26 protein-coding genes are annotated in these 26556 nt (G+C 46.0%); 21 read left to right on the top strand and 5 right to left on the bottom strand.

Going from position 1 to position 26556, the window contains the following annotated elements:
- Positions 1-10: 10 nt before the first annotated feature.
- The 4 genes from EVJ26_RS09785 to EVJ26_RS09770 are packed head-to-tail and all read left to right on the top strand — an operon-like array spanning position 11 to position 4132.
- The gene (locus tag EVJ26_RS09785; RefSeq protein ID WP_070329010.1) at positions 11-1414 is read left to right on the top strand and encodes a cytochrome ubiquinol oxidase subunit I; all 1404 of its coding nucleotides are present in this window, start codon (positions 11-13) and stop codon (positions 1412-1414) included.
- A complete protein-coding gene (locus EVJ26_RS09780; protein ID WP_070329011.1) occupies positions 1408-2439 on the top strand; it encodes a cytochrome d ubiquinol oxidase subunit II in 1032 nt (343 codons plus the stop codon). Before EVJ26_RS09785 ends, EVJ26_RS09780 begins: the two co-directional genes overlap by 7 nt.
- On the top strand, positions 2436-3491 hold the full coding sequence (locus EVJ26_RS09775; RefSeq protein ID WP_083274130.1) for a sensor histidine kinase: 1056 nt from the start codon (positions 2436-2438) through the stop codon (positions 3489-3491). Before EVJ26_RS09780 ends, EVJ26_RS09775 begins: the two co-directional genes overlap by 4 nt.
- The gene (locus EVJ26_RS09770) at positions 3488-4132 is read left to right on the top strand and encodes a response regulator (protein WP_070329012.1); all 645 of its coding nucleotides are present in this window, start codon (positions 3488-3490) and stop codon (positions 4130-4132) included. The genes EVJ26_RS09775 and EVJ26_RS09770 overlap by 4 nt, the downstream gene beginning before the upstream one ends.
- Before the next feature lie 16 nt (positions 4133-4148).
- Here the strand turns inward: EVJ26_RS09770 and EVJ26_RS09765 are convergent, their stop codons facing one another.
- Positions 4149-5129 carry an arsenic resistance protein gene (locus EVJ26_RS09765; protein ID WP_131458215.1) on the bottom strand — a complete coding sequence of 327 codons (981 nt, stop codon included), beginning with the start codon at positions 5127-5129 and terminating at the stop codon, positions 4149-4151.
- Positions 5130-5336: 207 nt separating this feature from the next.
- On the opposite strand from EVJ26_RS09765, the gene EVJ26_RS09760 reads away from it, so the two are divergent.
- The gene (locus tag EVJ26_RS09760) at positions 5337-5981 is read left to right on the top strand and encodes a response regulator transcription factor (RefSeq protein WP_131458217.1); all 645 of its coding nucleotides are present in this window, start codon (positions 5337-5339) and stop codon (positions 5979-5981) included.
- Positions 5982-6036: 55 nt separating this feature from the next.
- Here EVJ26_RS09760 and EVJ26_RS09755 read toward each other — a convergent pair whose 3' ends face one another.
- The gene (locus EVJ26_RS09755) at positions 6037-6315 is read right to left on the bottom strand and encodes a hypothetical protein (RefSeq protein ID WP_131470353.1); all 279 of its coding nucleotides are present in this window, start codon (positions 6313-6315) and stop codon (positions 6037-6039) included.
- Between the two features lie 121 nt (positions 6316-6436).
- Here EVJ26_RS09755 and EVJ26_RS09750 point away from each other — a divergent pair, with 121 nt between their 5' ends.
- Together EVJ26_RS09750 and EVJ26_RS09745 are read left to right on the top strand one after the other, a co-directional pair.
- Entirely contained in the window at positions 6437-6814 is a 378-nt protein-coding gene (locus EVJ26_RS09750) for a hypothetical protein (RefSeq protein ID WP_131470352.1), read from the top strand.
- Between the two features lie 176 nt (positions 6815-6990).
- Complete coding sequence (locus EVJ26_RS09745; protein WP_070329017.1) at positions 6991-7392, top strand: hypothetical protein; 402 nt, start codon at positions 6991-6993, stop codon at positions 7390-7392.
- Between the two features lie 13 nt (positions 7393-7405).
- On the opposite strand, the gene EVJ26_RS09740 is transcribed toward EVJ26_RS09745, so the two are convergent.
- Both EVJ26_RS09740 and EVJ26_RS09735 read right to left on the bottom strand, forming a co-directional pair.
- On the bottom strand, positions 7406-7615 hold the full coding sequence (locus EVJ26_RS09740) for a YdiK family protein (RefSeq protein WP_070329018.1): 210 nt from the start codon (positions 7613-7615) through the stop codon (positions 7406-7408).
- A gap of 16 nt (positions 7616-7631) precedes the next feature.
- On the bottom strand, positions 7632-8327 hold the full coding sequence (locus EVJ26_RS09735; protein WP_236635546.1) for a CPBP family intramembrane glutamic endopeptidase: 696 nt from the start codon (positions 8325-8327) through the stop codon (positions 7632-7634).
- A 213-nt stretch (positions 8328-8540) separates the two neighbouring features.
- Between EVJ26_RS09735 and groES the strand changes: the two genes are divergently transcribed.
- The 4 genes from groES (at position 8541) to EVJ26_RS09715 (ending at position 12339) form a co-directional block, all read left to right on the top strand.
- Positions 8541-8825, top strand: a complete 285-nt coding sequence (groES, locus tag EVJ26_RS09730; RefSeq protein ID WP_016510840.1) for a co-chaperone GroES — start codon at positions 8541-8543, stop codon at positions 8823-8825.
- A 42-nt stretch (positions 8826-8867) separates the two neighbouring features.
- Positions 8868-10508: a chaperonin GroEL gene (gene groL, locus EVJ26_RS09725; protein ID WP_016510836.1), complete on the top strand. Its 1641-nt coding sequence runs from the start codon at positions 8868-8870 to the stop codon at positions 10506-10508.
- A 134-nt stretch (positions 10509-10642) separates the two neighbouring features.
- Entirely contained in the window at positions 10643-11602 is a 960-nt protein-coding gene (locus EVJ26_RS09720) for a hypothetical protein (protein ID WP_131468232.1), read from the top strand.
- Entirely contained in the window at positions 11590-12339 is a 750-nt protein-coding gene (locus EVJ26_RS09715; RefSeq protein ID WP_131468230.1) for a hypothetical protein, read from the top strand. Before EVJ26_RS09720 ends, EVJ26_RS09715 begins: the two co-directional genes overlap by 13 nt.
- A gap of 96 nt (positions 12340-12435) precedes the next feature.
- Here the strand turns inward: EVJ26_RS09715 and EVJ26_RS09710 are convergent, their stop codons facing one another.
- Positions 12436-13308, bottom strand: a complete 873-nt coding sequence (locus tag EVJ26_RS09710; RefSeq protein WP_070329022.1) for a tyrosine-type recombinase/integrase — start codon at positions 13306-13308, stop codon at positions 12436-12438.
- A gap of 262 nt (positions 13309-13570) precedes the next feature.
- Here EVJ26_RS09710 and EVJ26_RS09705 point away from each other — a divergent pair, with 262 nt between their 5' ends.
- From EVJ26_RS09705 to EVJ26_RS09660, 10 genes are all read left to right on the top strand, one after another.
- Positions 13571-15046, top strand: a complete 1476-nt coding sequence (locus EVJ26_RS09705) for a TIGR02677 family protein (protein WP_131470351.1) — start codon at positions 13571-13573, stop codon at positions 15044-15046.
- Positions 15043-16200: a TIGR02678 family protein gene (locus tag EVJ26_RS09700; RefSeq protein ID WP_131470350.1), complete on the top strand. Its 1158-nt coding sequence runs from the start codon at positions 15043-15045 to the stop codon at positions 16198-16200. Before EVJ26_RS09705 ends, EVJ26_RS09700 begins: the two co-directional genes overlap by 4 nt.
- Complete coding sequence (locus tag EVJ26_RS09695; protein WP_131470349.1) at positions 16197-20291, top strand: TIGR02680 family protein; 4095 nt, start codon at positions 16197-16199, stop codon at positions 20289-20291. Before EVJ26_RS09700 ends, EVJ26_RS09695 begins: the two co-directional genes overlap by 4 nt.
- Positions 20288-21562 carry a TIGR02679 family protein gene (locus EVJ26_RS09690; protein WP_131470348.1) on the top strand — a complete coding sequence of 425 codons (1275 nt, stop codon included), beginning with the start codon at positions 20288-20290 and terminating at the stop codon, positions 21560-21562. Before EVJ26_RS09695 ends, EVJ26_RS09690 begins: the two co-directional genes overlap by 4 nt.
- Positions 21563-21569: 7 nt before the next feature.
- Complete coding sequence (locus tag EVJ26_RS09685) at positions 21570-22253, top strand: hypothetical protein (protein WP_131470347.1); 684 nt, start codon at positions 21570-21572, stop codon at positions 22251-22253.
- A gap of 143 nt (positions 22254-22396) precedes the next feature.
- Positions 22397-23833 (top strand): IS21 family transposase, encoded by a 1437-nt coding sequence (gene istA, locus EVJ26_RS09680; RefSeq protein WP_131470346.1) that lies wholly within the window; start codon positions 22397-22399, stop codon positions 23831-23833.
- On the top strand, positions 23830-24546 hold the full coding sequence (istB, locus tag EVJ26_RS09675) for an IS21-like element helper ATPase IstB (RefSeq protein WP_131459130.1): 717 nt from the start codon (positions 23830-23832) through the stop codon (positions 24544-24546). Before istA ends, istB begins: the two co-directional genes overlap by 4 nt.
- Positions 24547-25092: 546 nt before the next feature.
- Entirely contained in the window at positions 25093-25335 is a 243-nt protein-coding gene (locus EVJ26_RS09670) for a TIGR04540 family protein (protein WP_131470345.1), read from the top strand.
- Between the two features lie 24 nt (positions 25336-25359).
- Complete coding sequence (locus tag EVJ26_RS09665) at positions 25360-25962, top strand: DUF1819 family protein (protein ID WP_131470344.1); 603 nt, start codon at positions 25360-25362, stop codon at positions 25960-25962.
- The gene (locus tag EVJ26_RS09660; protein ID WP_131470343.1) at positions 25959-26537 is read left to right on the top strand and encodes a DUF1788 domain-containing protein; all 579 of its coding nucleotides are present in this window, start codon (positions 25959-25961) and stop codon (positions 26535-26537) included. Before EVJ26_RS09665 ends, EVJ26_RS09660 begins: the two co-directional genes overlap by 4 nt.
- Positions 26538-26556 lie beyond the last annotated feature (19 nt).

The raw sequence follows: 26556 nt of genomic DNA, 5'->3' as shown, positions 1-26556 counted from the left end.
AGTATGAAATATGTTCAACGATCCGGTTTTCATGAGTCGGTCTTTAACTGGATTGACGCTCGGGTTCCACGTAATCTTCGCGACACTCGGTGTAGGGATTCCTTTGTTGATTTTGTTGGCAGAATTTATCGGGATTCGTCGGAGTGATGAAAAGTATTTATTGCTCGCAAGACGTTGGTCACGAGGATATGTCGTGACAGTGGCGGTAGGCGTCGTTACAGGAACAGCAATCGGCCTTCAACTTTCTCTTCTATGGCCAAGCTTCATGCGTTTAGCTGGTCAGACGGTTGCCCTGCCCCTTTTCATGGAAACATTCGCCTTCTTTTTTGAGGCAATCTTTTTAGGGATCTATCTGTATACATGGGGGCGTTTTAAAAACCCATGGTATCATCTATTGCTAGGGATACCGGTCGCCTTTGGGGCAATCATGTCAGCTTTTTTTATTACTGCGACAAATGCATTCATGAATCAACCGATCGGGTTTGACTTAGTCGACGGTAAGCTAGCGAATGTCAATCCGATTGAAGCAATTTTTAATCCGGCGATGCCGACGAAGATGGCGCATGTCATCACATCGGCTATCCTTACAGCCGCTTTTGTTCTTGCTTCTATCGCAGCGTTTCATCTGTTGCGCCGTAACGACTTATCTCATGAAGGGGTTCACTATCATCGTCGTGCGCTTCGATTGACGATGACTGTCGCTTTAATTTTTGCTATGGCGACGGCGATTATTGGTGACTTCTCTGGAAAATACTTAGCAAAATATCAACCAGAAAAACTCGCAGCGGCAGAATGGCATTTTGAGACTTCCTCTGAGGCGGAACTGATTCTTGGAGGGTGGTTAGAGCAAGATGGGGAAGGTGGATATGAAGTCCGTGGTGCGATCAAGGTCCCTTACGCCTTGTCCATTTTAGCAGGAGGACTTCCAAGCTACGAAGTGACTGGTCTCGACGAGTTTTCTATTGAAGATCAGCCTCCTTTATACGTCCACTACTTATTCGATGGAATGGTCGGAATCGGAATGCTCCTTGCTTTGATTGCGTTTCTATTCGTGCTCGGGAATTATATTCGTCGTCTTGATTCGTTTCACCCTTGGATGCTCCGTGCAATTTTGATAGGTGGACCGCTCTCTATGCTCGCAATTGAGTTAGGTTGGTTCTTTGCTGAGATCGGAAGACAGCCATGGATTCTATACGGGCTCATGCGTACAGGTGAAGCGGCGACAACTTCTAGTTCGGTCGGCTGGATGTTTATCCTATTCTTGATTCTTTATGCCATATTAGGTACCGTTACAGTTTCTGTTTTGATTAAGATGTTCAAAAAGAACCCGATTCAAAAAGAATTAGACCGGAACGAGAAGACGGGTGAATCTTTCTTTGAGGAATCATCAAATGAAGGGGGGACCTCATCATGATTGAAATGATTGGAATTACAGTGCTGTGGACGTTTCTATATGGATATTTGATTGTGGCTTCGATTGATTTTGGGGCAGGGTTCTTCGCCTTCTACAGCAAAATCAAGAATCGAGAAAAACAAGTCAATACATTGATTCAACGTTATCTCTCTCCGACATGGGAAGTGACGAATGTCTTCTTCGTTTTCTTTTTCGTTGGGATTGTCGGTTTTTTTCCGGATACGGCTTATTATTATGGTAGCGCCCTCTTAGTACCGGCTTCGATTGTGTTAATTCTTTTGGCGGTAAGAGGTAGCTTTTATGCGTTTGCGAATTATGGTTCAAAAGAAAGTACACTCTATGTGTTTTTATATGGCGCGACGGGGCTGTTTATCCCGGCCGCGATGTCGACCGTTTTAACGGTCAGTCAAGGTGGGTTTATTGAAGAAGTAGAAAACCAGGTCGTGTTTAAACCAATCGAGTTATTCACAAGCCTTTATTCTTGGTCTGTCGTTTTAATGGCCGTTGTATCGGTTCTTTACATCAGCTCTATGTTCTTACTCTATTATGCGCATCGCGCAGAGAATGTAGAAGTGGAGAATTTAGTGCGTGGCTGGGCTAAACTTTGGAGCATTCCGACAATAATCGCTTCTGTTTTTGTGTTCATCGGATTGAAGTCCCATGCACCTTGGCACTTCGAACAGATTATGGATACGAATGGGATTGCATTTCTCGCGAGCTTCATCTTTTTCTTGGCCGCCCTTTATTTTAGTTTTTCAAGAAAAAAGTATGGTCTTGGTTTTTTAGCGGTCATGGCACAGTATGCTGCGGCATGGTTTGGATATGGAGCCACGCATCTCCCTTACATCTTGTATCCATATATAAATATTCAAGACGGTGTGGTCAATGAAGCGATGGCGGTCACATTAATTATTGCATTTATCGCAGGTCTCGCCTTACTTGTTCCTGCTTTATATTTGTTGCTTCGTTTGTTCTTGTTTGACCAAACTTACGTGAAGGGAATGAATCGAGGTGGAAAAGCATGAGTGGAGAGGAGCACCTCTTGTTCGGTGATAACAGATTGAAAAGACTAGAGAGACAAATATTTGACGTTATAAAAGATGGGATCATTGTAATGGATGCTAGTCGCATTATTTTAGAAATGAATGAAGCCGCCTCGATGCTCACTGGCTGGGTGGTTGGAGAAGATGTACCTTATTGCTCTTTTTGTCAAAATAGAGAAGTGGTGGCAGGTGAACAGCGCTGTTACCTGATGGAGCATAAACAGTCACCATATCTGACATCAGAGATGCCAATATATTCGGGGAAAATGTTAGATGTAGAAATGAGTACAGCTCAGATTTTAGAAGATCCTCTAACTGGAACGATGGCATATGTACTTGTCTTGAGAGATTTGACAGAGCGAAGAAAGCGCGAAGCACACGAAATGAGAGAGCGGATGATGAGGGAGTTAATTCGTGCAAGAGAGGAAGAGCACGAGCGTCTTGCGAAAGAACTTCATGACGGCGTAGGTCAGTCATTATTCACGATTTCATTAGCTTTGGGGTCATTACGGGCAGATGTCCAAGACCCTGAGCGACGTGCTTATATCGCCTCTGTACTTGACGAGGTGGCGCGCCTCATCGATAATGTCAAAAATTATTCTCGCCAGCTGAGACCGATTGAAATCGATCGATTTGGCCTTGTATCTGCCTTGAACGTATTGGTCGATAGTTTTATGACGCAATATAAGTATACAGACTTTCGATTACAAACTTTTACGAATCGACGCTACGATAACATCATCGAGATTAACCTTTACCGAATCGTGCAAGAAGCACTTGTGAACTGTGTGAAATATGCGGATGCGAAGACGGTTGAAATCAAAGTGTTTGAACAGGATGGATGGATTAATTTGTTGGTAAAAGATGATGGTAAGGGTTTCGATACAAAAGATACTGCGTATATAAGTGGTCTAGGACTGCGTCACATGGAAGAACGTTCAAAGGCGCTAAATGGCACATTTACATTAGTGAGCATTCCAGGGCATGGAACAGAGATTGCGGTATCGGTGCCGATCGAGAGGCGTACATTATGAATCGCATAAGAGTGTTGATTGTGGACGACCATGAACTCGTCCGGAAAGGACTCCGATTAATGTTTCGGTCGTATGAAGAAATCGATGTGGTCGGAGAAGCAGAAGACGGGACGAAGGCGATTCAATCAGCAATTCAGTTCAGTCCCGACATTGTTCTTCTTGATATCACAATGGGTAGCGGACTAGATGGATTTTTAGTATTCCAGGCACTAAAAGAGGAAGCACCTGAAGTGAAAGTCATATTTTTGACGATGCACGACGAAGAGGCCTACATCAGACGTGCGATCGAGCTTGGTGTTCCCGGATATATGTCAAAAAACAGTGACCCGGGACGTCTTGTAGAAGGAATCAGACAAGTCCATCAAGGGAACCGTTTTTATAGGGGACTTGCCCCAGAAGAAGTATTAAAGCAGATGTTCAACCAATCAAAGTCATCAGAGCAATCTGTTCTGACGAGACGAGAGCTAGAAATCGTTCGGCTCTCGTCTCTCGGATACAGCAATATCGAGATTGGCAGGCAGTTAAATATTAGCTCGAAAACAGTGGAGAACCACAAAGGGAGAGTCATGAACAAACTTCAAATCCGACATCGGCACGAGCTCGTGCAGTTTGCAATCAAGAATCGAATGATTGACCTTTGATTAAATGAAGTAATGGTCAGGAAATCATCTCCTTTTTTTCTGTCGAATCTTTGAACCATCTGTTTAGTGCGATGGAACTGTAAAGCGGAATGGATTGCTGTTGAACGATAAAAGCCAATGTGACGAGAAGTGCCGCCTCCGCACCGAACGAGGTTGCGGCGAGACCGATTGAAATCGATAAATTTCGTAACACGGTCCCGTTGACGAGAGCGATGCCATCGGCTCGGCTCAATCGCTTCACGGCGACCCATGTGCTGATCACGTAATTCAGTCCGTAGAATAGAATGAGTGCGCCGAGTGCCTGAACTAAAAGAGCAGGATTTTCCAAAATCGTTGTGGCACGCATACTGACGCTCGCAAATACGACAAATAACATCGCCCATACACTGAGAGGGGCGAAATTCGGCTTAATTGTGCGTTTAAATGTCTGTTCATCGGTCCAGTGCAAAATCAAGACATAAGTGACTTGACCAAGAATCATCGGGACGAGGATGATAAGAACAATTGTTTGAAACGTGGCAAGAAGATTGATCTCCACGAGCTGTCCGACCATGCCATATAAGTACCAAGGGGTTAACAAGGAACCGACTAAAAGACCGATAATCGTCAGCTTGATGGCGACAGAGACGTTGCCTTTTTGAAGCATCGTCCAAGAAATCGTCATTCCGCTTGTGGGTAATAGAGCCGACAAGGCAAGACCTGCAAACAAGAGAGGCTCGTCTACTAGCAACGTGTGTCCGATGACATACGCGATGGCTGGGATTACGATAAAGTTTAAGAGTAGGGAGTAACCGACGACGTTATTCCCTCGTCGTGATGTGAGCTCGCTCCATTTGAAACCTACCATCGTCGCATAAATCATGAGGATGGTCGCAATCAAAATAAAAGGCTGCAACGCTCTCGTATCGATGAGGCTACCGATGGTGAAGCCGAGAAACAGGACAATTGGGACGCTGAGTGTCAAAAATTTTTGGGGGAGTACATATAGATTACGCATACAAACATCTCCTTGTCCGTCGTTAGAGAATTTATCGCTAACTGACGTGGGTTTTGATAAACTGAAATATACGATTTAGGGTATCTGAAGTCAACTGATGAAAAACAAGGAAACGACAAAGAATGGCTTTATATCAATGAATCATAGTTAGAAGTTGAGGGGAATTCCCTACATCGGGAACGGTTAATCTAGGGAGAAGGAGGAGTCATGGAAGTAATAACGGTGTTAATCGTAGATGACCATGCGCTCGTTCGACGAGGGCTCAAGTTAATGTTACAGACTGCACATGGGATCAACGTCGTCGGTGAAGCCGCAGACGGGGCAGAAGCAATCCGATTGGCGATTCAAAAAAGGCCGACCGTCACGTTGCTGGATATTACGATGCCTGCAGGGTTGGATGGGTTTTTGACCGCTACTGCTTTGCAGAACGAACATCCGGATGGAGAAATCATTCTGTTGACGATGCATGATGAGGAGGCTTACGTGAAGCGGGCGTTAGAAATTGGTGTGCGTGGATTTTTGTCAAAAAACACGGATCCCGATGAAATGGTGGAAGCAATCCGAAGTGTGGCAAAAGGACGGCGTGTGTATCGTACTTATTTGAAGGATGAGGTTATTCGTGGCATGATTCAGCAAAGCAAGAAGAAAGATGCATCGATTTTATCACGTCGTGAAGAGGAGATCGCTCGTTGTACTGCCCTTGGCTACTCTCTTTCGGAGATTGGGGAGCGGTTAAACATCAGTCCGAAGACGGTTGAGAATCACCGAGGGCGAATCATGCAAAAGCTGCAACTCAATCATCGACATGAGCTCGTCCAGTATGTCTTGAAAAATCGACTGATGGACGAATAAATCGTCGAATTAACAGTCTAAACAAACACGACACTCTCACGAATGAGAGCGTCGATCAGAGGACATTGTTATAGAGCGGGGCTTCAGCGCCTGTGCTGATGACTTTCAAATGACGCTCGTCTTTCACATAGACGCTTTTATACGCCACACGTTCATCTTCATAGAATAAGATGACGCGGTTGCCGTCGTTGTCTGTCTCGACTTTCGGTTCATATTGTGCGACATCAATCGTCTCTTCGAGCACGCCATATTCTTCGTATGTTGACAGGTCGTCTGCGTTTGAACAGGCGACGAGAAACAGGGAAGCAACCGTCGCGAGAAGTACTTTCTTCATCAATATCTCCCCTTATTTGATAGTCCGTCTATCAAATATAACGTAGATTGACGTCTTTTTCAAAAGCGAATGAAACTTTGATCATTTTTCTTCGTATAGATTGAACATAGGAGGGGAAATGATGAGCGGACGTAACATGGCAGTAGCGGTGAGTATTGGTTTAATGGCCGGATCCGTCCTATTCGGTGTGTCTTCGCATCTATTGTTTCTCATCGCGAGTGTGCTGTTTTATCGGTGGCACCGACGAAAAGCCGGACAGTATCCGACCTCGATCAGAGAACGCTTGTTTTGGCGCTCTAGTGAGAAGACATGGCTTGTCGCAATCATCGTGTTCATTGTGATCTTCTTAATCGGGTTTGGTGCGACGCGTGTGACGCAATCGACACAACAGTTCGCACTGACCGCGTTGACGTATTTGTTTGCGACAAAAGGACTGTTCTTGATGAATGAGATACATACGTATGAGCAAGCGGTTGAACAGGAACAGGATGAGAGGTAAGGCATCTGGCTGTGACAAAGACGAGATGACAGAACGGATACGACAATAGGCTGACGCGGACATTCGACGCGTAGTTGCTCCATTGGCAAATCGAGCGTGAGTTGAACGAAGGCCTTTATTTCATTTCACTTTATAATGAAGAACGGAGGGACGTCTGTATCGTGAGGAGGGACTTAATGAGGAAAAAAATATTGTTTGCGTTTCTGCTCTTTAACCCAATCGTGTTTGTATTGGGATGGTGGAATGGGGAGTTCATCATGATCACGTGGGCAGCGTTCGGTGTTGTCGTGCACACGTATTATCATGAGCAACTCGAACGGCTCGACGCCGAGACAATCATATCGCTACAACGGACGGTCGATTCGAAGTTGGTGTCGTCGCTCTCGTTCGTGACGATTTTCGTATTTTTTGTCGTCGTCTGGTTCTTTGATGAGATGACCGTTCCGTTACTTGATACGCTGTACGTCATCGTTGGATTGGTGATGGTACGACGGGGTCTTTTGCTTCGACGCGCCATACTCGATGAAATGATTGATACGACAAATATTGTTTACATGAAGAAAAGCCCGAGCTCCTAAGCCCGGGCTTTCGTTATGCAGATTTGTCTGACCCGTCTTTTTTCTCTTTCCGAGCGAGCGTCAAGATTTGATACACCTTGAAGAAGTCGTAAGCGGCTACGGCGATGATGAAGTACGTCCAGAAGCTGAAGCCATACTCCTGCACCGAGTAGTAGGCGAGGACCGTAAACAGAATCCCGAATGAGAGACTGAACAAAAACATGACTTTTAAGTGTCGCGGCATATGTGCCACCTCATTTCTACATTAAAAATAGTACGACCATGACGAGCGCATTGTTGAACGCGTGAATCGCGATCGGGACGATCAAGCGACGCGTCTTAGCGTAAGCGACCGTGAAGGCGAAGCTCATCGCCACATAGACAAGGATCTTGTTGTCGCCGTGGATGAGTGCGAACAAGAGTGAACTGACCGCAAACGCGATCCAAAACCCGAAGCGGGCGCTCAAGTTCCCGAACAGGATGTGGCGGAACAAAATCTCTTCCATGATCGGTCCGAGCAAGACGACTGAGAGCGTCATGACTGGGACGAGACGGACGATATCAGCGATTTGCTCGGTGTTTTGTGACCCTACGAGATCACCTGATATCGCGGTCTCAATCAGGTTGGCGACGATGACGAGCCCGTACTGCATCAAAATCCCGAGCCCGATCCATTTGACCGTGTCGTTCAAGTTCGACTGGATGCCTTGTTGCTTATACAGCTTCAAGTCCGGCCAAAGCAAGAAGAACGAGATGACAATCGTTAAACTGAAGCCGATTGCGAACCAAAGGCCGGTCGACAGCGGGGTGATCCACTCGGGACGGACTCCACTAATGAGCAGCGGGAAGAACTGCACGAACGCGTAGAGGAGAATTGGGATGATGTGCCGGATCCGAATGTTAGGCGCCATCGAAAACCGGGTATTTATCGATTGGTTTGAGTTTAATGTGGCCAATTCAACACTTCCTTATTCACAAGAGTTAAGCGTTCCTTTTGACCATTGTAACAAATAAGGTCTCTTGACCGCGAGTGGAAGCATTTTCCGATGTTCCCGCTTGCATTTTTCATCGTCTCATACTACACTAAACAGTGTTAGCACTCCATTTTGATGAGTGCTAAAACTTACGATACAACGATACATCATTCATATTCGGAGGAGGTTTTTTCAATGTTAAAACCACTAGGAGATCGCGTTATCATCGAAGTCGTGGAGAAAGAAGAAAAGACGATCGGAGGCATCGTGCTTCCTGACACGGCGAAAGAAAAGCCGCAACAAGGGAAGGTCCTCGCAGTCGGCACAGGCCGTGTGACAGACCAAGGCGAGCGGATCGCTCTCGACGTCAAAGAAAATGATTTGGTCATCTACTCGAAATACGCGGGTACCGAAGTGAAGCATGATGGAAAAGAATACTTAATCGTTCGTGAGAGCGACATTCTAGCAATCGTAGGCTAAGACTCACCATTCTTCAAAACTTTTTTTAGGGGGAAATGAACAATGGCAAAAGAAATCAAATTCTCAGAAGACGCACGTCACGCGATGCTTCGCGGCGTCGATGCACTCGCTGACGCGGTAAAAGTAACGATCGGACCGAAAGGACGTAACGTCGTCCTCGAGAAGAAGTTCGGCTCACCACTCATCACGAATGACGGTGTGACGATCGCGAAAGAAATCGAACTTGAAGACCACTTTGAAAACATGGGCGCGAAGCTCGTCGCGGAAGTCGCGTCGAAGACGAACGAAGTCGCAGGGGACGGTACGACGACAGCGACAGTCCTCGCTCAAGCGATGATCCGTGAAGGTCTCAAAAACGTCACAGCGGGCGCGAACCCGATGATCCTTCGTAAAGGGATCGACAAAGCGGTCCGCCGTGCGCTCGAAGAACTAAAAGCGATCTCGAAACCGATCGCGTCTAAAGAAGCGATCGCGCAAGTCGCGGCCATCTCGGCTGCTGACGAAGAAGTCGGCGAATTGATTGCTGAAGCGATGGAACGTGTCGGCAACGACGGCGTTATCACGATCGAAGAATCACGCGGCTTCACGACGGAACTCGACGTCGTTGAAGGCATGCAGTTCGACCGCGGATACTTATCACCATACATGATCTCCGACTCAGACAAGATGGAAGCGGTGCTCGACAACCCGTTCATCTTGATCACAGATAAGAAGATCTCGAACATCCAAGAGATCATCCCAGTGCTCGAGCAAGTCGTGCAACAAGGGAAACCGATCTTGATCGTCGCTGAAGACATCGAAGGCGATGCGCTCGCGACACTCGTCTTGAACAAGCTCCGTGGTACGTTCAACGCGGTCGCAGTCAAAGCACCAGGTTTCGGCGACCGTCGTAAAGCGATGCTCGAAGACCTTGCGACGCTCACAGGCGGCCAAGTCATCACAGAAGACCTCGGTCTCGAGCTCAAGTCGGCGTCACTGAACCAGCTCGGACGCGCATCGAAAGTCGTCGTCACGAAAGACACGACAACGATCGTCGAAGGTGCTGGCGATGAAGCAACGATCAAATCACGCGTTCAAACGATCCGTAACCAGATTGAAGAGACATCGTCTGACTTCGACCGTGAGAAACTCCAAGAGCGTCTCGCGAAACTCGCAGGCGGCGTAGCCGTCGTCAAAGTCGGCGCAGCGACTGAGACAGAGCTCAAAGAACGCAAGCTCCGCATCGAAGACGCGCTCAACGCGACACGCGCAGCGGTCGAAGAAGGGATTGTCGCAGGTGGCGGTACAGCCTACATCAACGTCATCCCAGCGGTTCGCGCACTTCTTTCTGAAGTGACAGCGGATGAAGCGACAGGTGTCAAACTCGTCCTCCGTGCGCTTGAGTCACCGGTCCGTCAAATCGCGGAAAACGCGGGTGAAGAAGGTTCGGTCATCGTCGAGAAGCTCAAGAACGAATCAGTTGGCATCGGCTACAACGCCGCGACTGGCGAGTACGTCGACATGATCGCATACGGTATCGTCGATCCAGCGAAAGTGACGCGCTCAGCACTTCAAAACGCAGCATCAGTCTCAGCCATGTTCCTCACAACAGAAGCGGTCATCGCAGACAAGCCAGAACCAGCAGGCGCTGGCGGCGGCATGCCTGACATGGGCGGCATGGGTGGAATGGGCGGAATGATGTAAATCATACGCTTTAACCGGAACCATTCATCAGCGAAAGCTGATGGGTGGTTTTTATTTTGTCTTTAACATAAATTTTTAAACCTTAACATAAATTATGTTATGATTAAAAAAAACATGTTAAGGAGGATTCCCCGATGAAATCTTATGTCGAAGAAACGATGCATGTCGACGTAAAAGAAACAGAGAAGCAGTTGCAATTGCCTCTTTCAATAAACAATGCGTATAAGTTTCGTCAATGGATCATTCAGGGTCAATCTATTCTGTTTGCACTTCCTCGAACAAATGTGAGTGTCATAACACTTGAAAAACATTTTAAAAAATTGAGCAAAATGACGAATACACCAGTTGTTTTTGGTTTTAACACGTTGTCTACGTATAAAGTGAACCAGATGACAGCAAAAGGAATTCCTTTTATTCTGAATGAGCAACAGATCTATATGCCGTTTATGGGAATTCTACTGCACAAGTCTCATCTCCGTGAATTATCGGAAGTGACGAAGGTTTCACTTCAAACTCAACGTTTTATCTTGCTCAGTATTTATAAGAATTGGACAAGACTGACTCTAGCTGAGGTGGCGATTCAGTTAGGTGTCTCTAAGATGACGGTTTCACGTATATTTGATGAGTTAGAGGGAATTGATTCACCACTTGTATATCGAGATGGTAAAGAACGAGTTTTTTCTAGAAAAGAAGACACACACACGTTTTGGGACACATTTTATCCGTATTTATTTAACCCGGTGGTCCGTGACTATCGATTAGAGAAAAAGATTCAACCCAATACACTCATGACAAGTGGTTTATCCGCATTCAGTGAGTATACGATGTTAAACGGACCTGACTATCCAATTTATGCGATCACACGTGAAGAAGAAAAAGCACTTTTATTGAAAGAAATGAAGACGGTCCGGTCCGATGAAGATCCTGCATGTGTAGTGCAGATTGTGAAATATCGCTTAGAGTTAAATGAAGGGCGACACATGGATCCTTTATCTGTCATTTTATCGTTGTCTGATTATGAGAAAGAAGATCCTCGGATTGGAATTGAAATCGAGCGATTAATGGAAAGGGTGTTGCAGGGATGGAAGGATTAGAAACGTTCAAACAATATTTCAAGGAGTATAAAGACCACTACGTTCTAATTGGTGGTGCTGCCTGTGACGTTATTTTCTCGGAAGAAGACGGATCCTCGTTCCGAGCGACAAAAGATTTGGACATGGTGTTGATAGTTGAAGCGTTGACGCCAGAGTTTGGAGAGCAGTTTTGGTCATTTATCCGTGATGGAAAGTATGAACATACTGCAAAAAGCACAGGTACCCCGCAGTTTTATCGTTTTGATAAGCCACAAACTAATCATTTTCCTTATATGATTGAGTTATTCAGTCGATCTCCATTTGAATTAAATACCCCCAATCATCTGACACCACTACCGATCAACGATACTGTCTCAAGCTTATCTGCGATTTTGCTCGACGAAGACTATTATCACATGCTCGTAGAGGGACGTAAAACGATTGATGGTGTCGTCGTATTATCTGAACGTTATTTGATTCCCTTCAAGGCAAAAGCTTGGCTCGATTTGACTGAACGTAAGAGACACAATCCATCTTTATCTTCACGGGATATTAAGAAACATAAAAATGATGTGACGCGATTGGCATCCCTACTCATCAGCAATGAAGTATGTGAGTTGCCACCCCGCATTCAAGAAGATATGAATCAGTTTATGGCATTATATCGTAAAGAACCGACCGACCCTAAATCGTTAAAATTGCCGATTACGTCGGCTGAAATCATCGAAGTGTTAGACCAAGTGTATCGAACGAAATAACAGGAGCGCCGTGAATCAATAAGGCGCTCCTGTTATTTTTTGTTCGAGTCACTAAAAACTATCAGGGATGGAAAGCGTGGGGAGTTGAAATAGACATTAGCATTCTAAACTCACTATTGCGTCTTTTACGTTAGGTTCTGGAATTTCTAAATATGCGACAGTGGCATTTATTGTTCTATGACCTAGAAGTTTTTGAATCATCATCAAATCAACTTTTCGACTATAAAGGGCCATGGCAAAACTATATCGCAACGTTTCACTAGTTATGTGAAATCCTAATTCTGAAGAGCTGATCCTCATTAAGTCTTCATTTACAAAGTTAGAATTAACAGGTCGTCCACTCGGCATAATAAAAACTAGATTTGAATTTTGAAATTTAGGACGACTTTTTTCGATATATTGCTTCAAAGCTTGAGCTAAGCGCGTAGTCATAGGTACGATACGACGATCACTTTTATTTTCTTTTTCGACAATAATACAGTTTCCTTTAAAATCAATATGATGATTTTTTAAATTTAGGATTTCAGTGATACGTAAGCCCGCATCACCGCCTATTAAATAAATTGTGTATAGGGTCTCGTTGCGGGCATAGTATAGAACTTTTTCGAACTGTTCACGGGATAGCCCAGTCTTTTGTTTTGGAGGAGCAGCTTTTGTTTTGATGAGTTTAAAAGGATTTTTTATAATCCAATCTTCTTTAATTGCGAATGAGAAGAAGCTACTGACTGAACGAATGTATGAGCTAACTGTGTTTTCTGATTTTCCAATTAGTGAGCGTCGGTAAGGAATCGCATGTTTTGTTTCGGTAATGTCTTGAATGTAAACAACGCCTTTGTCTAAAACAAATTGTTCAAATTGCTTTAATGTATTTCGATAAGATTTAAGTGTTTGTTTAGATTTCTTTTGATTAAATTCCAAATCATAAAAATAGATGGCGAAGGCGTCACTTAACTTGATTTTCTCGTTCATTTATTTCACCTCTTAATATTTCGTCTATTCTCCAAAGACCTTATTACTTTTTGGCATAACATAAGAAAGATGAACCTATTGATTTGATTCTCTCATAAAAATGAGTAGAAACAATATTACTTATTTACTAAGGATTTTGATTCCATTAAATTTGACCTAACACAAAATTGTTCATCCTCTTCCAAAAATAGGAATTGTCTATTTCCGCTCTCATGGATCTGTATTATGCTTAATCATGGAGAACATAGAGAGGGGCAACGAGATGCAACGAGGGCTGCAAAAGAAAATCAAAGAAGCGACGTATTTGACGGCGGATAAGGCTTGGAGCTATCGTCCGATTTTACGTTACTTCTACATCCAACATGAACGGATGCGTGAGTTTTTATATCCGGAAGAGATTTATGAGTATTTAAGTCAGTACATAGAATTTCAAGAATACACGATGGACGGATTGCATCAGGATTTGGAGTCGCTCGTCAAATGGGGCAACTTGATCGCGAGCCAAGAGCACCGGAAGGCGAAGACGATTGAAGAATACAAAAAGAAAAGTTTCCGTTATCAATGTACGCCGTACACGGTCGAATTCGAGCGGATGATGATCCAGCTCGAACAACTCGGTGACAGTTTCGGCGGCTCACTCGAGAAGACGCAGTTCGAGCGGCTCTATCACGTCCTCGACGCCATCGAGAAAGCAAACGGACAGTCCGACGCTGAATGCGCACAGCTTTGGGATGATGTGATGGATTATTTCCGTAAAATCACGCAAAACACGTCGGACTATATCGCCTACATCCATAGTGAGAAAGTCGTCGACAAGATGAAGACGGAAGCGTTCCTCGTCTATAAGGACCGATTCACGACGTATTTACGCGACTTCATCATCGCCTTGCAGCGGACGGCGATGCAAATTCAAGACTTGCTAACGTCGCTTACGACGAAGCGGCTCGAACCGTTCTTCCAACAAGTCGTCCGACACCAACATCAGGCGTTCCGGTTCGAAGAAGACGACATGGACCCGATGATCGACTTAGTCGAAAAATGGCGTAACTTGAGAGCGTGGTTCCTTGGAACGACGCATGGCGAGAGTGAGTTTGAACGTCTACAGGAACGGACGAACGAAGCCATCCGACGGATCACCCGGATTGTCCAACGAATGAGCGAACGGCATCAACAGTTCCGGAGCCGGCGCCGTGATTACGAACATTTGGCAAAGTGGTTCGATGGGATCGAGACGATTGAAATGGCCCATGAGCTGTCTTCTGTCGTGTTCGGCGTGTTCCACACCCGGCACTTGTACGGAGAAGAAGTCCCGACCGACGACATGTACGTCGACGTGTGGGACGAGGCGCCGATGCAGCACGAGACAAAACCACGGACGACGAAATATAAAGAATCGACGAAAGCCGGGGCCATCATCGACCGGTCTGAGAAGATTGCGGAGATGCGCCAACTCCACTTGAAGCAACTCGAAGAAGAGAAAGAAGCGATCGAACATTACATCGAAGCGGGCGTCATCTCGATCAAAGCGCTCCCGGTCATCGAGCCGCACGTGCGGAAGCTGTTACTGTCGTGGCTCGGTAAAGCGATGGTACGGGAAGATCGGGTCGTCAAAACGGAGTATGGCCGCCGCGTGCGCGTGACGCTCGAGGAAGAGCGTGTCATCCTGCGGGCGACCGACGGATCACTTGAGATGCCGAACGTAGAGTATCACTTTATCGATGAGGAGGTGACGTCATGAGTGGGGAAACAAAAGTAGATGAACGGATGCTTGAGGCACTTGGGATTCTATTCGAACAGTTTTGGGTGCTTCGGGCGGAGCAACCGCTCGTCTACCAAAAAATCCGTGAACGTGAACATCAGTTGAAACGCTACGTGACAGAGAAGTTCGGCTTCGATTTGATCGTACATCAACATTTCATCAAACTCGAGAAGCTTCCGGTCGACCCGAAGCCGTGGATGGGTATCCAAGCGTTCACCGAACCGATGGATTACGCCATTTTCTGTTGCGCGCTTGCATTTACGGAGAGCAAGTCGGTCGATGAGCAGTTCTTGCTATCCCATATCACGGAGGACGTTCAAGAGATGTACCCGGGCGACTTGTCTCTCGATTGGACGAACTACCGTCATCGCAAATCACTCGTCCGCGCGCTCAAACAACTCGATGAACTGAAGTTGATTCGGGCGGTTGATGGGGATGTCGACTTGTTCGCGACGAGCGAGACGGAAGAAGTGTTGTATGAAGTGAGCGTACACGCACGCTATTTCATGCGGTCTTATCCAGAGGACTTGTTCAACTATGCGACGATTCAAGACATCTTAACGAGTGAGTGGAGCCGTCAAAAAGAAGATGAGCGCCGGAAACGAGTGTACCGCAAGCTCATGTTCTCCCCAATCGTGTACCGGGAGTCAAAAGACGACCCGGACTTCGCCTATATCCGTAATTTCAGGAATCGGCTCGGGGAAGAGTTCGAGAAGTTCACCCCGTTCCGGTTAGAAGTGTTCAAAAATGCGGCCATGCTCGTCTTGCCCGAGCAAAAACAGCGCTACACGTTGTTCCCAAACCAAAAAGGGATCACGGGTGTCTCCTTGCACGTGGCAGACCATATCAGGAAACGTGAACTACCGATTAACGAGATGGGCGAGATCCGGATTACATTGCTTGAATTTGAACGAATTGTTGAGGCGGTCCAGATTGAGTGGGGACCGGGCTGGGCGAAACAGTACCGGGAAGACACACCGAAAAAAGTAGCGGCAGAACTCGTTTTGCTCCTACGTGAATGGGAGTTCGGATACGTGGAGGCGGATTCAGGGATCCTTGTCATCCAGTCCGGGTTCGGTCGCACGACAGGATATTATCCAGAAAAATTCGTAGAGGAGTTGGCGAATAAATGAGGGCGCAAAATCGCTGGCAAATGAACCGGGCAGGCTTGCTCAATTTTTGGTATTACACAGAAGAGACGTTCGATTTCTCGGACGGGAAGCTGTTGCTTCGAGGCAGTAACGGCTCGGGGAAATCCGTGACGATGCAGAGTTTTCTGCCCGTGTTACTCGACGGGAAGAAGTCACCGGACCGGCTCGACCCGTTCGGTTCGCGAGCGCGCAAGATGGAAGACTACTTACTCGGTGAAAAAGAAGTCGTCGAACGGGAAGAGCGGACGGGCTACTTGTTCATCGAATACAAGAAGACCGAGACGAATCAATACGTGACGACAGGCATCGGGCTCCAAGCAAAGCGTGGGAAGCCACTCAAATTCTGGGGGTTTGTCATTACAGACAATCGCCGCATCAACATCGACATCGAGTTGTATAAACTCGACCGTCAAGGGACGCAGACGAGTAAGATCCCGTACTCGCGGGTCGAACTCGAACGGGTCATCGGGGAAGGCGGAAAAGTCGTGACGACGCAAGGTGACTATATGCAACTCGTCAACAAACACGTCTTCGGCTTTGAGTCGATCGACGCCTATGAAGAGTTAATCAAGCTACTCATCCAGTTGCGGAGCCCGAAACTGTCAAAAGACTTCCGGCCGACCGTCATCTACGAGATTCTCGAGGCGGCGTTGCCACCGTTGTCAGATGACGACTTACGCCACTTGTCCGACACGATCGAACAGATGGACCAGACGAAGCAACAACTCGAGCAGCTCGAACGTGAGCTCATCGCGTTGCAGAAGTTGAGTCGAACGTACGATGCGTATAACGAGCGTCACGTGGCCGACCTCGCCGTCGAGTACCGGATAGCGACCGAACGAGAGACGACAGAAACACAAGAACTTCATGATTTACGTGAACTCCAAGCGTCAAGGACGCGTGAGGTCGAGACGCTGAAGCAACTGATTCAACAACTCGAGCAAGACAAAGCGACGGCCGAACGTCAGCGTCAACGTTTGGCGTCCCACAAAGTTTGGAACTTAGAAGACGAGTTGAAGAAAGAAGGGAAGACGTTACAGCGCATCACGGCTGATTATCAACGTCAAGACGAGCGGCGAACGAAGACCGCTCAAAAAATCCATGATACGAAACAGCGCCAAGACGAAGAACAGTTGGTCCATCGCGCCACGCGTCAAGCAATTGACGGACTGATCGAGGATATGGAGTACGACGCGGAACAGGCGGCGTTCGACCGTCATGAGTTGAACGTCTCCGACTATCGACGCTTGAATCAAGACTTCGACTTCCTGACGTGGAAACAAGAAGTGGTCGAACATACGGACCGCCTCAGCAAAGTAGCAGAAGGGATGCGGGCGCTCGAAGAGACGAAGCAGAAGCTCCAAACGGAAAACAAGCAACTCGCCGACGAGCAACAAGCGCGTGATCAGAAAAAGCACGAACAGAATGATTGGAAAAAGACGTTCGATCAAGACATCGAGCGTCATCTCGCAGACGTGTACAGCTGGACCGAGGAACATCCCGAATTTGACGTCGAAAGAGAGACGGTCGGGCACATCGAGCGCACGCTTCGAAACGACTATGACCCGTCGACGTATGAGGATGTGTTGCGTCTCGTTCAACCACATGTGGTCCGTTATCAGAACCGACTGCGCGAAAAAGTTGCTTTGAAGAAAGCGGCCGAACAGGCGATCAATACGAACATTCAAGCCGTCGAGACGACGCTTTCTGAGTGGGAAATGAAGACTGATCCCGAACCAGCCATCGATCCGATGACGAAAGCATACCGTGACCAGATGCGGGCCGACGGCGTCGTCTTCGCGCCACTATATGCGCTCGTCGAGTTCGTGGATGGGGTGGATGTAGACATTCAAAAACGGATCGAAGCGGCGTTGATTGACAGCGGGATGTTAGACGCCCTCATCACCGAGGCGGATGTCACATACGACCGGGTCTTGTTGCCGGCGCCACAGATGATGGCACACACGTTAGCCGATTATTTGAAGCCGAGCCCGGGGGATACGGGGATTGCTTCAGACCGGATCGACGACGTGCTTCGCAGCGTCCTCATTGGCGACGGTGAGACGTCGATCCGAGAAGACGGGACGTATCGACTCGGACAATTGAAAGGACATGCGGTGCCGGTCGAACACGTCCGTTTCCTCGGACGCGTTGCCCGGAAACGTTATCGGGACGAGAAGATTGAACAGTTAACGCATGAGATTGAACAACTTCAACTCGAGCGCGTGACGTTACGTGGTGAGCAAGCGGAGTTGCGCCAACAAATCGAGTTGGCCGACGCGGCATGGAACGTGTTTCCGTCCGACCGCGATCTGCGGATGAGCCATCAAGAGATTCAAAAGGTCGGATTTGAGATCGAGAGCCTGGAGCGACGTTGCCGGCAGATTGAAGACATGTTGAAACAGACGAGTGAGCGTTTCAACGTGTTGAAGCGTGAAGTATATACATTGGCCGAGCCGTTCGAACTAGAAAAGACGCAATCCGTGTTTGAGCAAGCGAAGCGGGCGATGGTGAATTATAAAGATTTATTACTCGAGACGCATCGGGAGCACGACAATGCGGTCGCGTCGAACAAACGGCTCGCAACGATCGAGGCGACCATCGAGGAAGCAGAGGAAGACATCATCGAACTGATGGGTGCACTGAACGAGCTCGAGGACGGGATGGAACGAGTTCGAAAAAATATCGCGAAAATTGAAGAACAGCTGAAACAAGAGGACGCTGACGACATCCATCAACAAAGTCAAGCTGTTCAAGCGGAGTTGGCAAGAATTGAATCTGAATTGAGTAGATCGTGGAAGCTCGTCACGACTCGAGAAACACAACTTGAGGCGGATGCGACCAAGCTAGACGCTAAGAGTCATAGCCATACGCTGTCAAAACAGATGCGGCAAGCATGGGACACGGCCCTAAAAGCGGAGTGGAAACGAGGAATCGTCTCACTCGACGTGGACGGGGATGATCCCGAAGTGTTGTCCCAAACGATTGAAGCGGTATACAGGAAACGACTTACGAGTAGCGCATCAAAAGCCGACGAACTTTTATCGAAAGCGTTCATCGACCAACAAAATGATTTGATGGAATATCGGATGCGAAACTTCACCGAAGAGCTACCGCTTGAAGCGTGGATGCAGGGCGTCGACGACCGGTTCAGACGAGAAGTCGAGATATGGCAACAGAAGACGACACGTCGTATCATCTCGCTCGACTTACGTGGTCAGCAGGCAAGCCCGCAAGCGGTCAAACGAACGGTCGAGGAAGAGTTCGCACGCCAAGAGAGCATCTTGAATGAGAGCGATAAAGAACTGTATGAAGAAATCCTCTTCAAATCAGTCGGGACGAAGCTCCGCTCTCGTATTCGCCGCGCCGAACAATGGACTGAGAAAATGAATGCGTTGATGGAGAGTCGGAACACGTCGTCAGGCCTTACGTTCTCAATCAAATGGCGGCCACGTACGGCAGAGAGTGAGGAAGAACTCGACACGAAAGATTTGGTCCATATTTTGAAACAAGATGCGAAGCTGTTGAAAGACGAGGACTTCGAGCGGATCACGACCCATTTCCGGTCGAAACTGATTAAAGCGAAGCAGATGATCAAAGAAGACGGGGATGGACAGACGCTCCTGCAAGTGCTTCGTGAAGTGCTCGATTATCGGAAATGGTTCTCGTTCGTATTGTACTTCGAGCGGACGAATGAACCAAAGCGTGAACTAACAAATAACAACTTCTTTAAGTTCAGCGGCGGGGAGAAAGCGATGGCGATGTACATCCCTCTCTTCACAGCGTGTTACTCGCGTTATCAAGAGGCGGCTGATACAGCGCCGTATATCATCTCTCTCGACGAGGCGTTCGCCGGGGTCGACGAGAACAACATCCGCGAGATGTTCGAGATTGTCGAGCAGCTCGGCTTCGATTACATCATGAACTCCCAAATTCTGTGGGGCGATTACGATACGATTTCGTCGCTGTCGATTTGTGAGCTGTTGCGCCCGAAAAACGCGGACTATGTCACCGTCCTCCATTACGTGTGGGACGGGGAGAAACGGCACGCGAGAGAAGAGACACTCCAATGAAGATGCTAGTCGAAGAAGCCGCACACTATTTTAAAACATCGACAGGATTCTTGCGTCTGTTTGAACAGTTTCGAAACAAGTATGCCTCGCTCGGGAAAATAGGTGGATCGGTTTCGGTTCAATCGTTTAAAGATGATGAACTCTACGCGATCGCCCGTTTCTTCGGAGACGACGTTGCGACGATCCGGTTGAAGAAAACGGTGACGCTTCGAGCGTTCGAGAAGAAACTGCAGACGACAAAGTTTGAAGGCGTGATGTTACTCGAGTTACTCGAGGCGTATTTCGGGGAGGCGCTCGTAACGAAACAAGAAGCGCTTATCCAAATGGAAGAACAGCGGACGGAACGTTTTCGTGAGCTCGCGCTGACGTATCCGCAGCTTGGCTATTGGTTCACCCACATCGAACAAAAGTCAGCCGATACGCATTGGATCAACCGGATGCTTGGAACGGATCAGTTTGATCTGTATTGTAGACAGCTGACGCAAGCACTAGACGGGTTGCCGCTCGATTATGAGCGGCTGCCGGTGTTTGGGCAACGCATCGTCGGAAATCCGCATGCGTTCGACCGAACGAACGATTTAGGGCGACTGTTGATTCACGTACTGCACGTCAAACGTGGGCAAGGTGGTCCGCCACCGAGCGACACGGAGCGGGTGAACGAACTGTTGCTTGAGTACAAACTACTTCGGGACGACATCACGAACTATGTGTCGTGTGCAAATTTAGCGGCCGACAGTAAGGGTGTAGAACATGCGATGTGGCAAGGGGCACGAACGACACACAGTGTCTTGAACGTTCCGATGCGGGAGTTGTTGAACGTAGACCGGATTTATCCGAGTTATGGGGAAACGGTGTGGATTGTTGAAAACTCAGGAGTGTTCTCGAGTTTACTCGATGACGTGCCGAATGCTCCGCTCGTTTGTACCCACGGACAGTTCAAACTCGCGGCGTATCGCTTACTAGACGCGCTCGTTGCATCGGGTTGTCAGTTGAAGTACGCCGGAGACTTTGATCCGGAAGGCTTGCAGATGGCGGCACGGTTAAAGGATCGCTATGACGACAAGCTCGATTATTGGTGCATGGATTTAGAAAGTTATGTCGCGTCCGAACCGAGTGTTGAGTTGTCCACAGAACGGTTGGTGAAGTTGACTCGGGTGACCGCTGTTGAGTTGGAAGACGTGGTGGAAGAGATGAAAGTGAGAAGGAGAGCGGGGTATCAGGAGGCGTTTATAAAAAGAATGAGAAATGATTTAAATAATTGTGAGGAGTGAATAGATAGTGCCTTTTTCAGAGAAAACAATTAATGACTTTATACTAAGTGATGGTATTAAGTATGAAAGTCACGTCAGATACTTTGCGGATTACATTTCTAACATTGATGAACAAAAGAGAGTTTTTTCTAACGGTATATGGACTGATTTAGTAATTGAAAGTATCAATCAGTTTATCATCGAAAAAGGAATCTCTTCTAAAGCAAGAGCAAAACACTACAGGACAGGATTACGCAATTACTTCAATTATTTACTTGAAAAAGGTGTTATTAGAAATTCGGAGTTTAAATTAGAATTGGCAGAAGGAAACAGCAGTAAAAATTCATTTTTGTCTAAGACAAATTATTTTATAGAAAATCATCCCCAATTAAAAGAAAACGTATCGTTTAATCCATACACTGATAAGGATATGTCATTACTGCTTAGTAAATGTCGAGAATTAATGGATCATCAGAGTAAAAATCAAAAGAAAACTTACAACGATATGTTATTTGCTATGGTAATTAATTTTGTTTATTGTTTTGGAACAAAGTATAGTGTTTTAAGAAATATAAAAATTAATGATTTAAATTTTAAATATAACTACTTATACATCAATGGTATAAAAGTACATCTCAACGAAAAAATTTTAGATGATTTAGAGAAGTATATTAATATTAGAAACAATATTAAATCTGAATCAGATGTGTAGTGCAAAATAGGAGTGCAGAAGTGTGCAACGGAAACGTACACAACTCTGCACTCCTATTTTAGAAAAGAAAAAGGACTTGCCAGCAACCACAATCTCACCCTAACGTTTAAGTTGCGACACAAGAACGTTAGGAGATGGAAGGAATGCTAGCAATGTCCGATATCAATTGTATCAAATTTCTCAGAAACCACAAATCACATTCAATCAATCGAATCGCTAAAAATCTAGACCTCAATTGGAGGACAGTAAAAAAATACGCGGATTCAGCTCAATTGCCGAGTGAAACCATTCGCCCCAAGAGGGGCATGATGTACGGAACAAAATGGGGCGAGATGGTCGAGGATTGGTTGACCGAGGATCAGATGCTTCAGAAAAAGTTAAGACGAACGAATAAAAAGATTTATGAAACGCTGGTGGCGAACGGATTCGAGGGTTCTTACCGAACGGTCTGCAATTTCATCAAGAGCTGGCATATGACGAGCGAGGAGGAAAACGACACAAGGCACGAACGATTGCAGCACCCTCCGGGTGAGGCGCAGGTGGATTTCGGGACGATGGAAGTCGTCAAAGATAGTCATGCGGTCGATGTGAAGTGCCTCGTCATGAGTCTGCCCTTCAGCAACCGCACGGCAGCCGTCGTTCTCCCCGCAGAAAACCAAGAGTGCTTCCTTACGGGACTCAAAATGCTTTTTGAAGAAATCGGCGGTGTGCCGCAACAACTCAGAATCGATAATCTCCCTGCCGCAGTCATCCAACCGCGAACGACGAAAGAAGAGGCGATCTATACTGATGCTTTCCTGCAGTTCATGGCTCATTATGGCTTCCAAGTCCAAAGCTGTAATCCTTACAGTGGGAACGAGAAAGGAAGTGTCGAGAACAAGGTGGGATACGTTCGATACAACTTTCTTGTCCCGGCCCCTGTCATGCATGATTACGATTCGATGAACAGACAACTCGCAGTTTCCCTACGGGACGACATGGAGAGAGTGCATTACGAAAAGCATGTGCTGATCCGTGAGCTGTTCGAAGAAGAGCAGAGACATCTATTGCGATTGCCCCAAGAAGACTTCCCTGTCTTCAAAGTAGAACTGTTCAAGGTGAACAAGTACGGCGAAATAACGATCGATAAGACGAAAGTCTTGATCCCCTCTGGAGCTCGTCATGGGCAAGTACGCGCCATACTAAGATGGGATTCGATGAAGATTCTCTCACTTTACGGAGAAATCCTCTACGAAGAAAAACGTCCCTACATGATGACAAAACGTGCGCTCCCGTGGGAAAACATCATCAGCACTTGGCACAAGAAACCGAGAAGCTTCGGTCACTCCCGTTATTCCGAATACCTGCCGGGTAGAATCAAAGAGTACCTGGGCGTACCGAACTTACTCGTCCGGCAAGAAAGACTGGCCTGGATCCGAGCCAAGCTCGCACTGTATCCGATCCTCGAGGTCAATGAACGCCTATACGAACTCCTGAGCGAGGACGATGATCCAGCCGTGGTTGAGGACCATCCTTATGATGTGGACTGGAGCAAATATGATAGCCTAAACCGGCCGTGGGGAGAAGGTGGCACTGCATGAGCCTAAAAGAAATGTGCAAGTCGCTCCGCCTTGCCTACGTCGCCGAAATCTATGAATCGATTCCAACGGAATCTCCTGAAAAATTTCTTATGGAACTTTTCTCTATGGAAATGCGCCTCCGCGAAGAAGCGAAGGCGCAACGATTTATCAAAAAGGCGAAATTCATCAACAACAAGTCACTCGACGACTATCACTGGGGCAATCACATCTACTTTCCGAAGCATTTGGATAAGGACGAACTGACCTCACTGAATTTCGTCGAGCATTCACAGAACGTCGTTCTGACAGGGTCCCCGGGAACAGGAAAGACCCATTTGGCCATCGGACTCGGGAGAGAAGCTTGTCACAAAGGTTATGAGGTGAGGTTCTTCCGGGTCTCCGAGCTCGTAGAGCAACTCAACAAGGCCTGGCGGGATGGGAAACTGAGCAGCTTCCATTCACGTCTCGAATCGGCAGACCTTATCATTTTAGACGAGATGGGATACATCCCTCTCACAAAAGAATCTGCGGAACTCCTGTTCCATCTCATCACCGACTGGTACGAGCGAAAGAGCCTGATCATCACATCCAACCTTGAGTTCAGCCAGTGGAATCGCATCTTTGGCGACGCGCGCCTAACGGCGGCACTCGTCGATCGCGTCATCCATCACGCTCACATACTAAACTTCACAGGTGACAGTTATCGTGTCACGCATGCGTTGTCGAAACACTAAAACCCAGCTGGCAAAGTTCTGTACTTTTCGTTGCATTATTGTGCACATTTGTATTGCAAAATACATCAGATTATTTATTCCTAAGTCTCGACGGTAATCGACTAGATTTAAAAACAGGTTTTTTTGCTGAAAGACTAGAACAGATTACTAAAAGAAATGACTTTAGTGGACTAATTCAACACTCTATAGTGAATATGATCAGACAAAATATTGATACTCAAGTCATATCTAAAATCACAGGCAATAAATTGAGTGACGCTAGTTTGATTGTTAAATCTTTTGAAGCTATATATAACTATGACGATGCTATTTCAATTAAAATTCAGTCTTCTCAAAAAATATAAATTCTATTATTAAAGCCATTCCTTTCAAAAAGAAAAAGGAATGGCTTCAACCTTAAATAAAAAAATACAAGGGTAAGAATTAAAAATTTTATAAGATAATCATATATTCCTTACACAAATCTTTCTAAATAAGATTGTACCTTTGACCAGCCATAGTTAGAATAAGAATAGAGTAAGAAAAAAATAATGTTGGAGTGAGCTTATGAAACTTAGGCTATTTTATCGCACCCAGCGAGATGTCGCCAAAGCTCTGAATGAACTGATTGATTCATATTGGAATCGTGACATTGATGAAGATTATTTGCTTCAAGGTGTTCATGACCTCTATGAACACAACGGAGACAAAATGATTAAAAATCGTCAATTCACAACGGTTTTAATACAACAGAGTGGAAAGCGAAGATTAGCTATCGTCAAAAGAATTCTAACTGATCACATTGATTAAATGGTTTTGGGAAGGAAAGAATATATGAATCATTCACTTGAGTATTCATCTAGCTTAAATGGAGCATCATTTTTACTTTTTGAATTAAAAAAAGCAGCCGAATTGCAAGAGCAGGGATTTACCGAGAATGAAATACGTTTAAAAGTCATGAATGACAACTATTTTCAGTTTGAAAACAAAGGCCGTATTAATCGCACACTACCTTCCATCATGCGCAGGTTAAAAGTGCTTGATGAGACACTACGTCATTCTCTTTTGCATGGTTCTTTAGAAGATGCGAAGGTCGTCAACTTATACTCGATTATGAAGACAGATCGTCTCTTTTACGAATTTATGAGTGAAGTAATAGGAGATAAATTTTCCTCGAACAATCCTTCAATTGAAAAGAGAGACTTGAATTTATTTTTTGCTACGAAGGCGGAAAGTAGTACTGTAGTTGCAGGATGGAGTGTAATCAATGCTCAAAAATTAAAGCGAGCAATGATGCAAGTATTATTTGAGAGTGGTTTGTTAAAAACAAGACAAGGTACAGAATTGAATCCGCTTTGGGTAGAGCCGAGTCTAAAATCACACCTCATCGCAATCGGAGACAAAGAATATTTACGAGCAATAGGAGAAAGTATATGAAATCAATTGATGCAAGACTAGGAGAGATCATTCCGAAGATGAAGGAACCAAAATTCATCGAAGGAAGAGGCTTAGGAAATGAGATTAGTTTTTACGTCTTTGATTATGAACCTGAATATGAACTAAAAGTACGTGATTACGTAAGAGTGATAAAAAAAACATTCAACTACGACGGTACAGATCGTCAAATACTCGAGTTTGATTTATACGACATGTTAATCGATATCACGAAAGAGAAAAAAATATTCAACCGAATATTTGAAATGGAAGAAAAACAAGGTCCAGATGCCTTATTTAAAGCCATGACGACATTTGCGAAGCCTGATATTTTCTTAAATAAAGTAAGAGAACGATTAGAAACTGTATCTATGAATAATCCAGTCATTTTTTTAACAGGCATCGGGAAAGTCTATCCATTTCTTCGGTCCCATACTATTTTAAATAACTTACAAGAAGTCCTAGATAAAACGCCTGTCATTATGTTTTTCCCTGGCACGTATGACGGTCAGTCATTACGGTTGTTTGGAAAATTTAAAGATGATAACTACTACCGTGCTTTTCGATTAGTCGACTAAATCAATAAAGGAGTAATGA

This window comes from Exiguobacterium sp. SH3S1 (assembly GCF_004337105.1).
Lineage (GTDB): Bacteria > Bacillota > Bacilli > Exiguobacteriales > Exiguobacteriaceae > Exiguobacterium > Exiguobacterium aurantiacum_A.
Note: the sequence above shows the minus strand (reverse complement) of the source record. Positions and strands in the feature narration are given on the sequence as shown.

Bases quoted from the DNA above. Each gene is read 5' to 3' on its own strand.
- EVJ26_RS09690 (WP_131470348.1), top strand. From the start codon at position 20,288: ATGAAGATGCTAGTCGAAGAAGCCGCACACTATTTTAAAACATCGACA.
- EVJ26_RS09665 (WP_131470344.1), top strand. From the start codon at position 25,360: ATGAATCATTCACTTGAGTATTCATCTAGCTTAAATGGAGCATCATTT.
- istA (WP_131470346.1), top strand. From the start codon at position 22,397: ATGCTAGCAATGTCCGATATCAATTGTATCAAATTTCTCAGAAACCAC.
- EVJ26_RS09695 (WP_131470349.1), top strand. From the start codon at position 16,197: ATGAGGGCGCAAAATCGCTGGCAAATGAACCGGGCAGGCTTGCTCAAT.
- EVJ26_RS09740 (WP_070329018.1), bottom strand. From the start codon at position 7,615: ATGCCGCGACACTTAAAAGTCATGTTTTTGTTCAGTCTCTCATTCGGG.
- EVJ26_RS09775 (WP_083274130.1), top strand. From the start codon at position 2,436: ATGAGTGGAGAGGAGCACCTCTTGTTCGGTGATAACAGATTGAAAAGA.
- EVJ26_RS09785 (WP_070329010.1), top strand. From the start codon at position 11: ATGTTCAACGATCCGGTTTTCATGAGTCGGTCTTTAACTGGATTGACG.
- EVJ26_RS09745 (WP_070329017.1), top strand. From the start codon at position 6,991: ATGAGGAAAAAAATATTGTTTGCGTTTCTGCTCTTTAACCCAATCGTG.
- groL (WP_016510836.1), top strand. From the start codon at position 8,868: ATGGCAAAAGAAATCAAATTCTCAGAAGACGCACGTCACGCGATGCTT.
- EVJ26_RS09750 (WP_131470352.1), top strand. From the start codon at position 6,437: ATGAGCGGACGTAACATGGCAGTAGCGGTGAGTATTGGTTTAATGGCC.
- EVJ26_RS09765 (WP_131458215.1), bottom strand. From the start codon at position 5,129: ATGCGTAATCTATATGTACTCCCCCAAAAATTTTTGACACTCAGCGTC.
- istB (WP_131459130.1), top strand. From the start codon at position 23,830: ATGAGCCTAAAAGAAATGTGCAAGTCGCTCCGCCTTGCCTACGTCGCC.
- EVJ26_RS09670 (WP_131470345.1), top strand. From the start codon at position 25,093: ATGAAACTTAGGCTATTTTATCGCACCCAGCGAGATGTCGCCAAAGCT.
- EVJ26_RS09700 (WP_131470350.1), top strand. From the start codon at position 15,043: ATGAGTGGGGAAACAAAAGTAGATGAACGGATGCTTGAGGCACTTGGG.
- EVJ26_RS09770 (WP_070329012.1), top strand. From the start codon at position 3,488: ATGAATCGCATAAGAGTGTTGATTGTGGACGACCATGAACTCGTCCGG.
- EVJ26_RS09705 (WP_131470351.1), top strand. From the start codon at position 13,571: ATGCAACGAGGGCTGCAAAAGAAAATCAAAGAAGCGACGTATTTGACG.
- EVJ26_RS09715 (WP_131468230.1), top strand. From the start codon at position 11,590: ATGGAAGGATTAGAAACGTTCAAACAATATTTCAAGGAGTATAAAGAC.
- groES (WP_016510840.1), top strand. From the start codon at position 8,541: ATGTTAAAACCACTAGGAGATCGCGTTATCATCGAAGTCGTGGAGAAA.
- EVJ26_RS09660 (WP_131470343.1), top strand. From the start codon at position 25,959: ATGAAATCAATTGATGCAAGACTAGGAGAGATCATTCCGAAGATGAAG.
- EVJ26_RS09720 (WP_131468232.1), top strand. From the start codon at position 10,643: ATGAAATCTTATGTCGAAGAAACGATGCATGTCGACGTAAAAGAAACA.
- EVJ26_RS09755 (WP_131470353.1), bottom strand. From the start codon at position 6,315: ATGAAGAAAGTACTTCTCGCGACGGTTGCTTCCCTGTTTCTCGTCGCC.
- EVJ26_RS09710 (WP_070329022.1), bottom strand. From the start codon at position 13,308: ATGAACGAGAAAATCAAGTTAAGTGACGCCTTCGCCATCTATTTTTAT.
- EVJ26_RS09760 (WP_131458217.1), top strand. From the start codon at position 5,337: ATGGAAGTAATAACGGTGTTAATCGTAGATGACCATGCGCTCGTTCGA.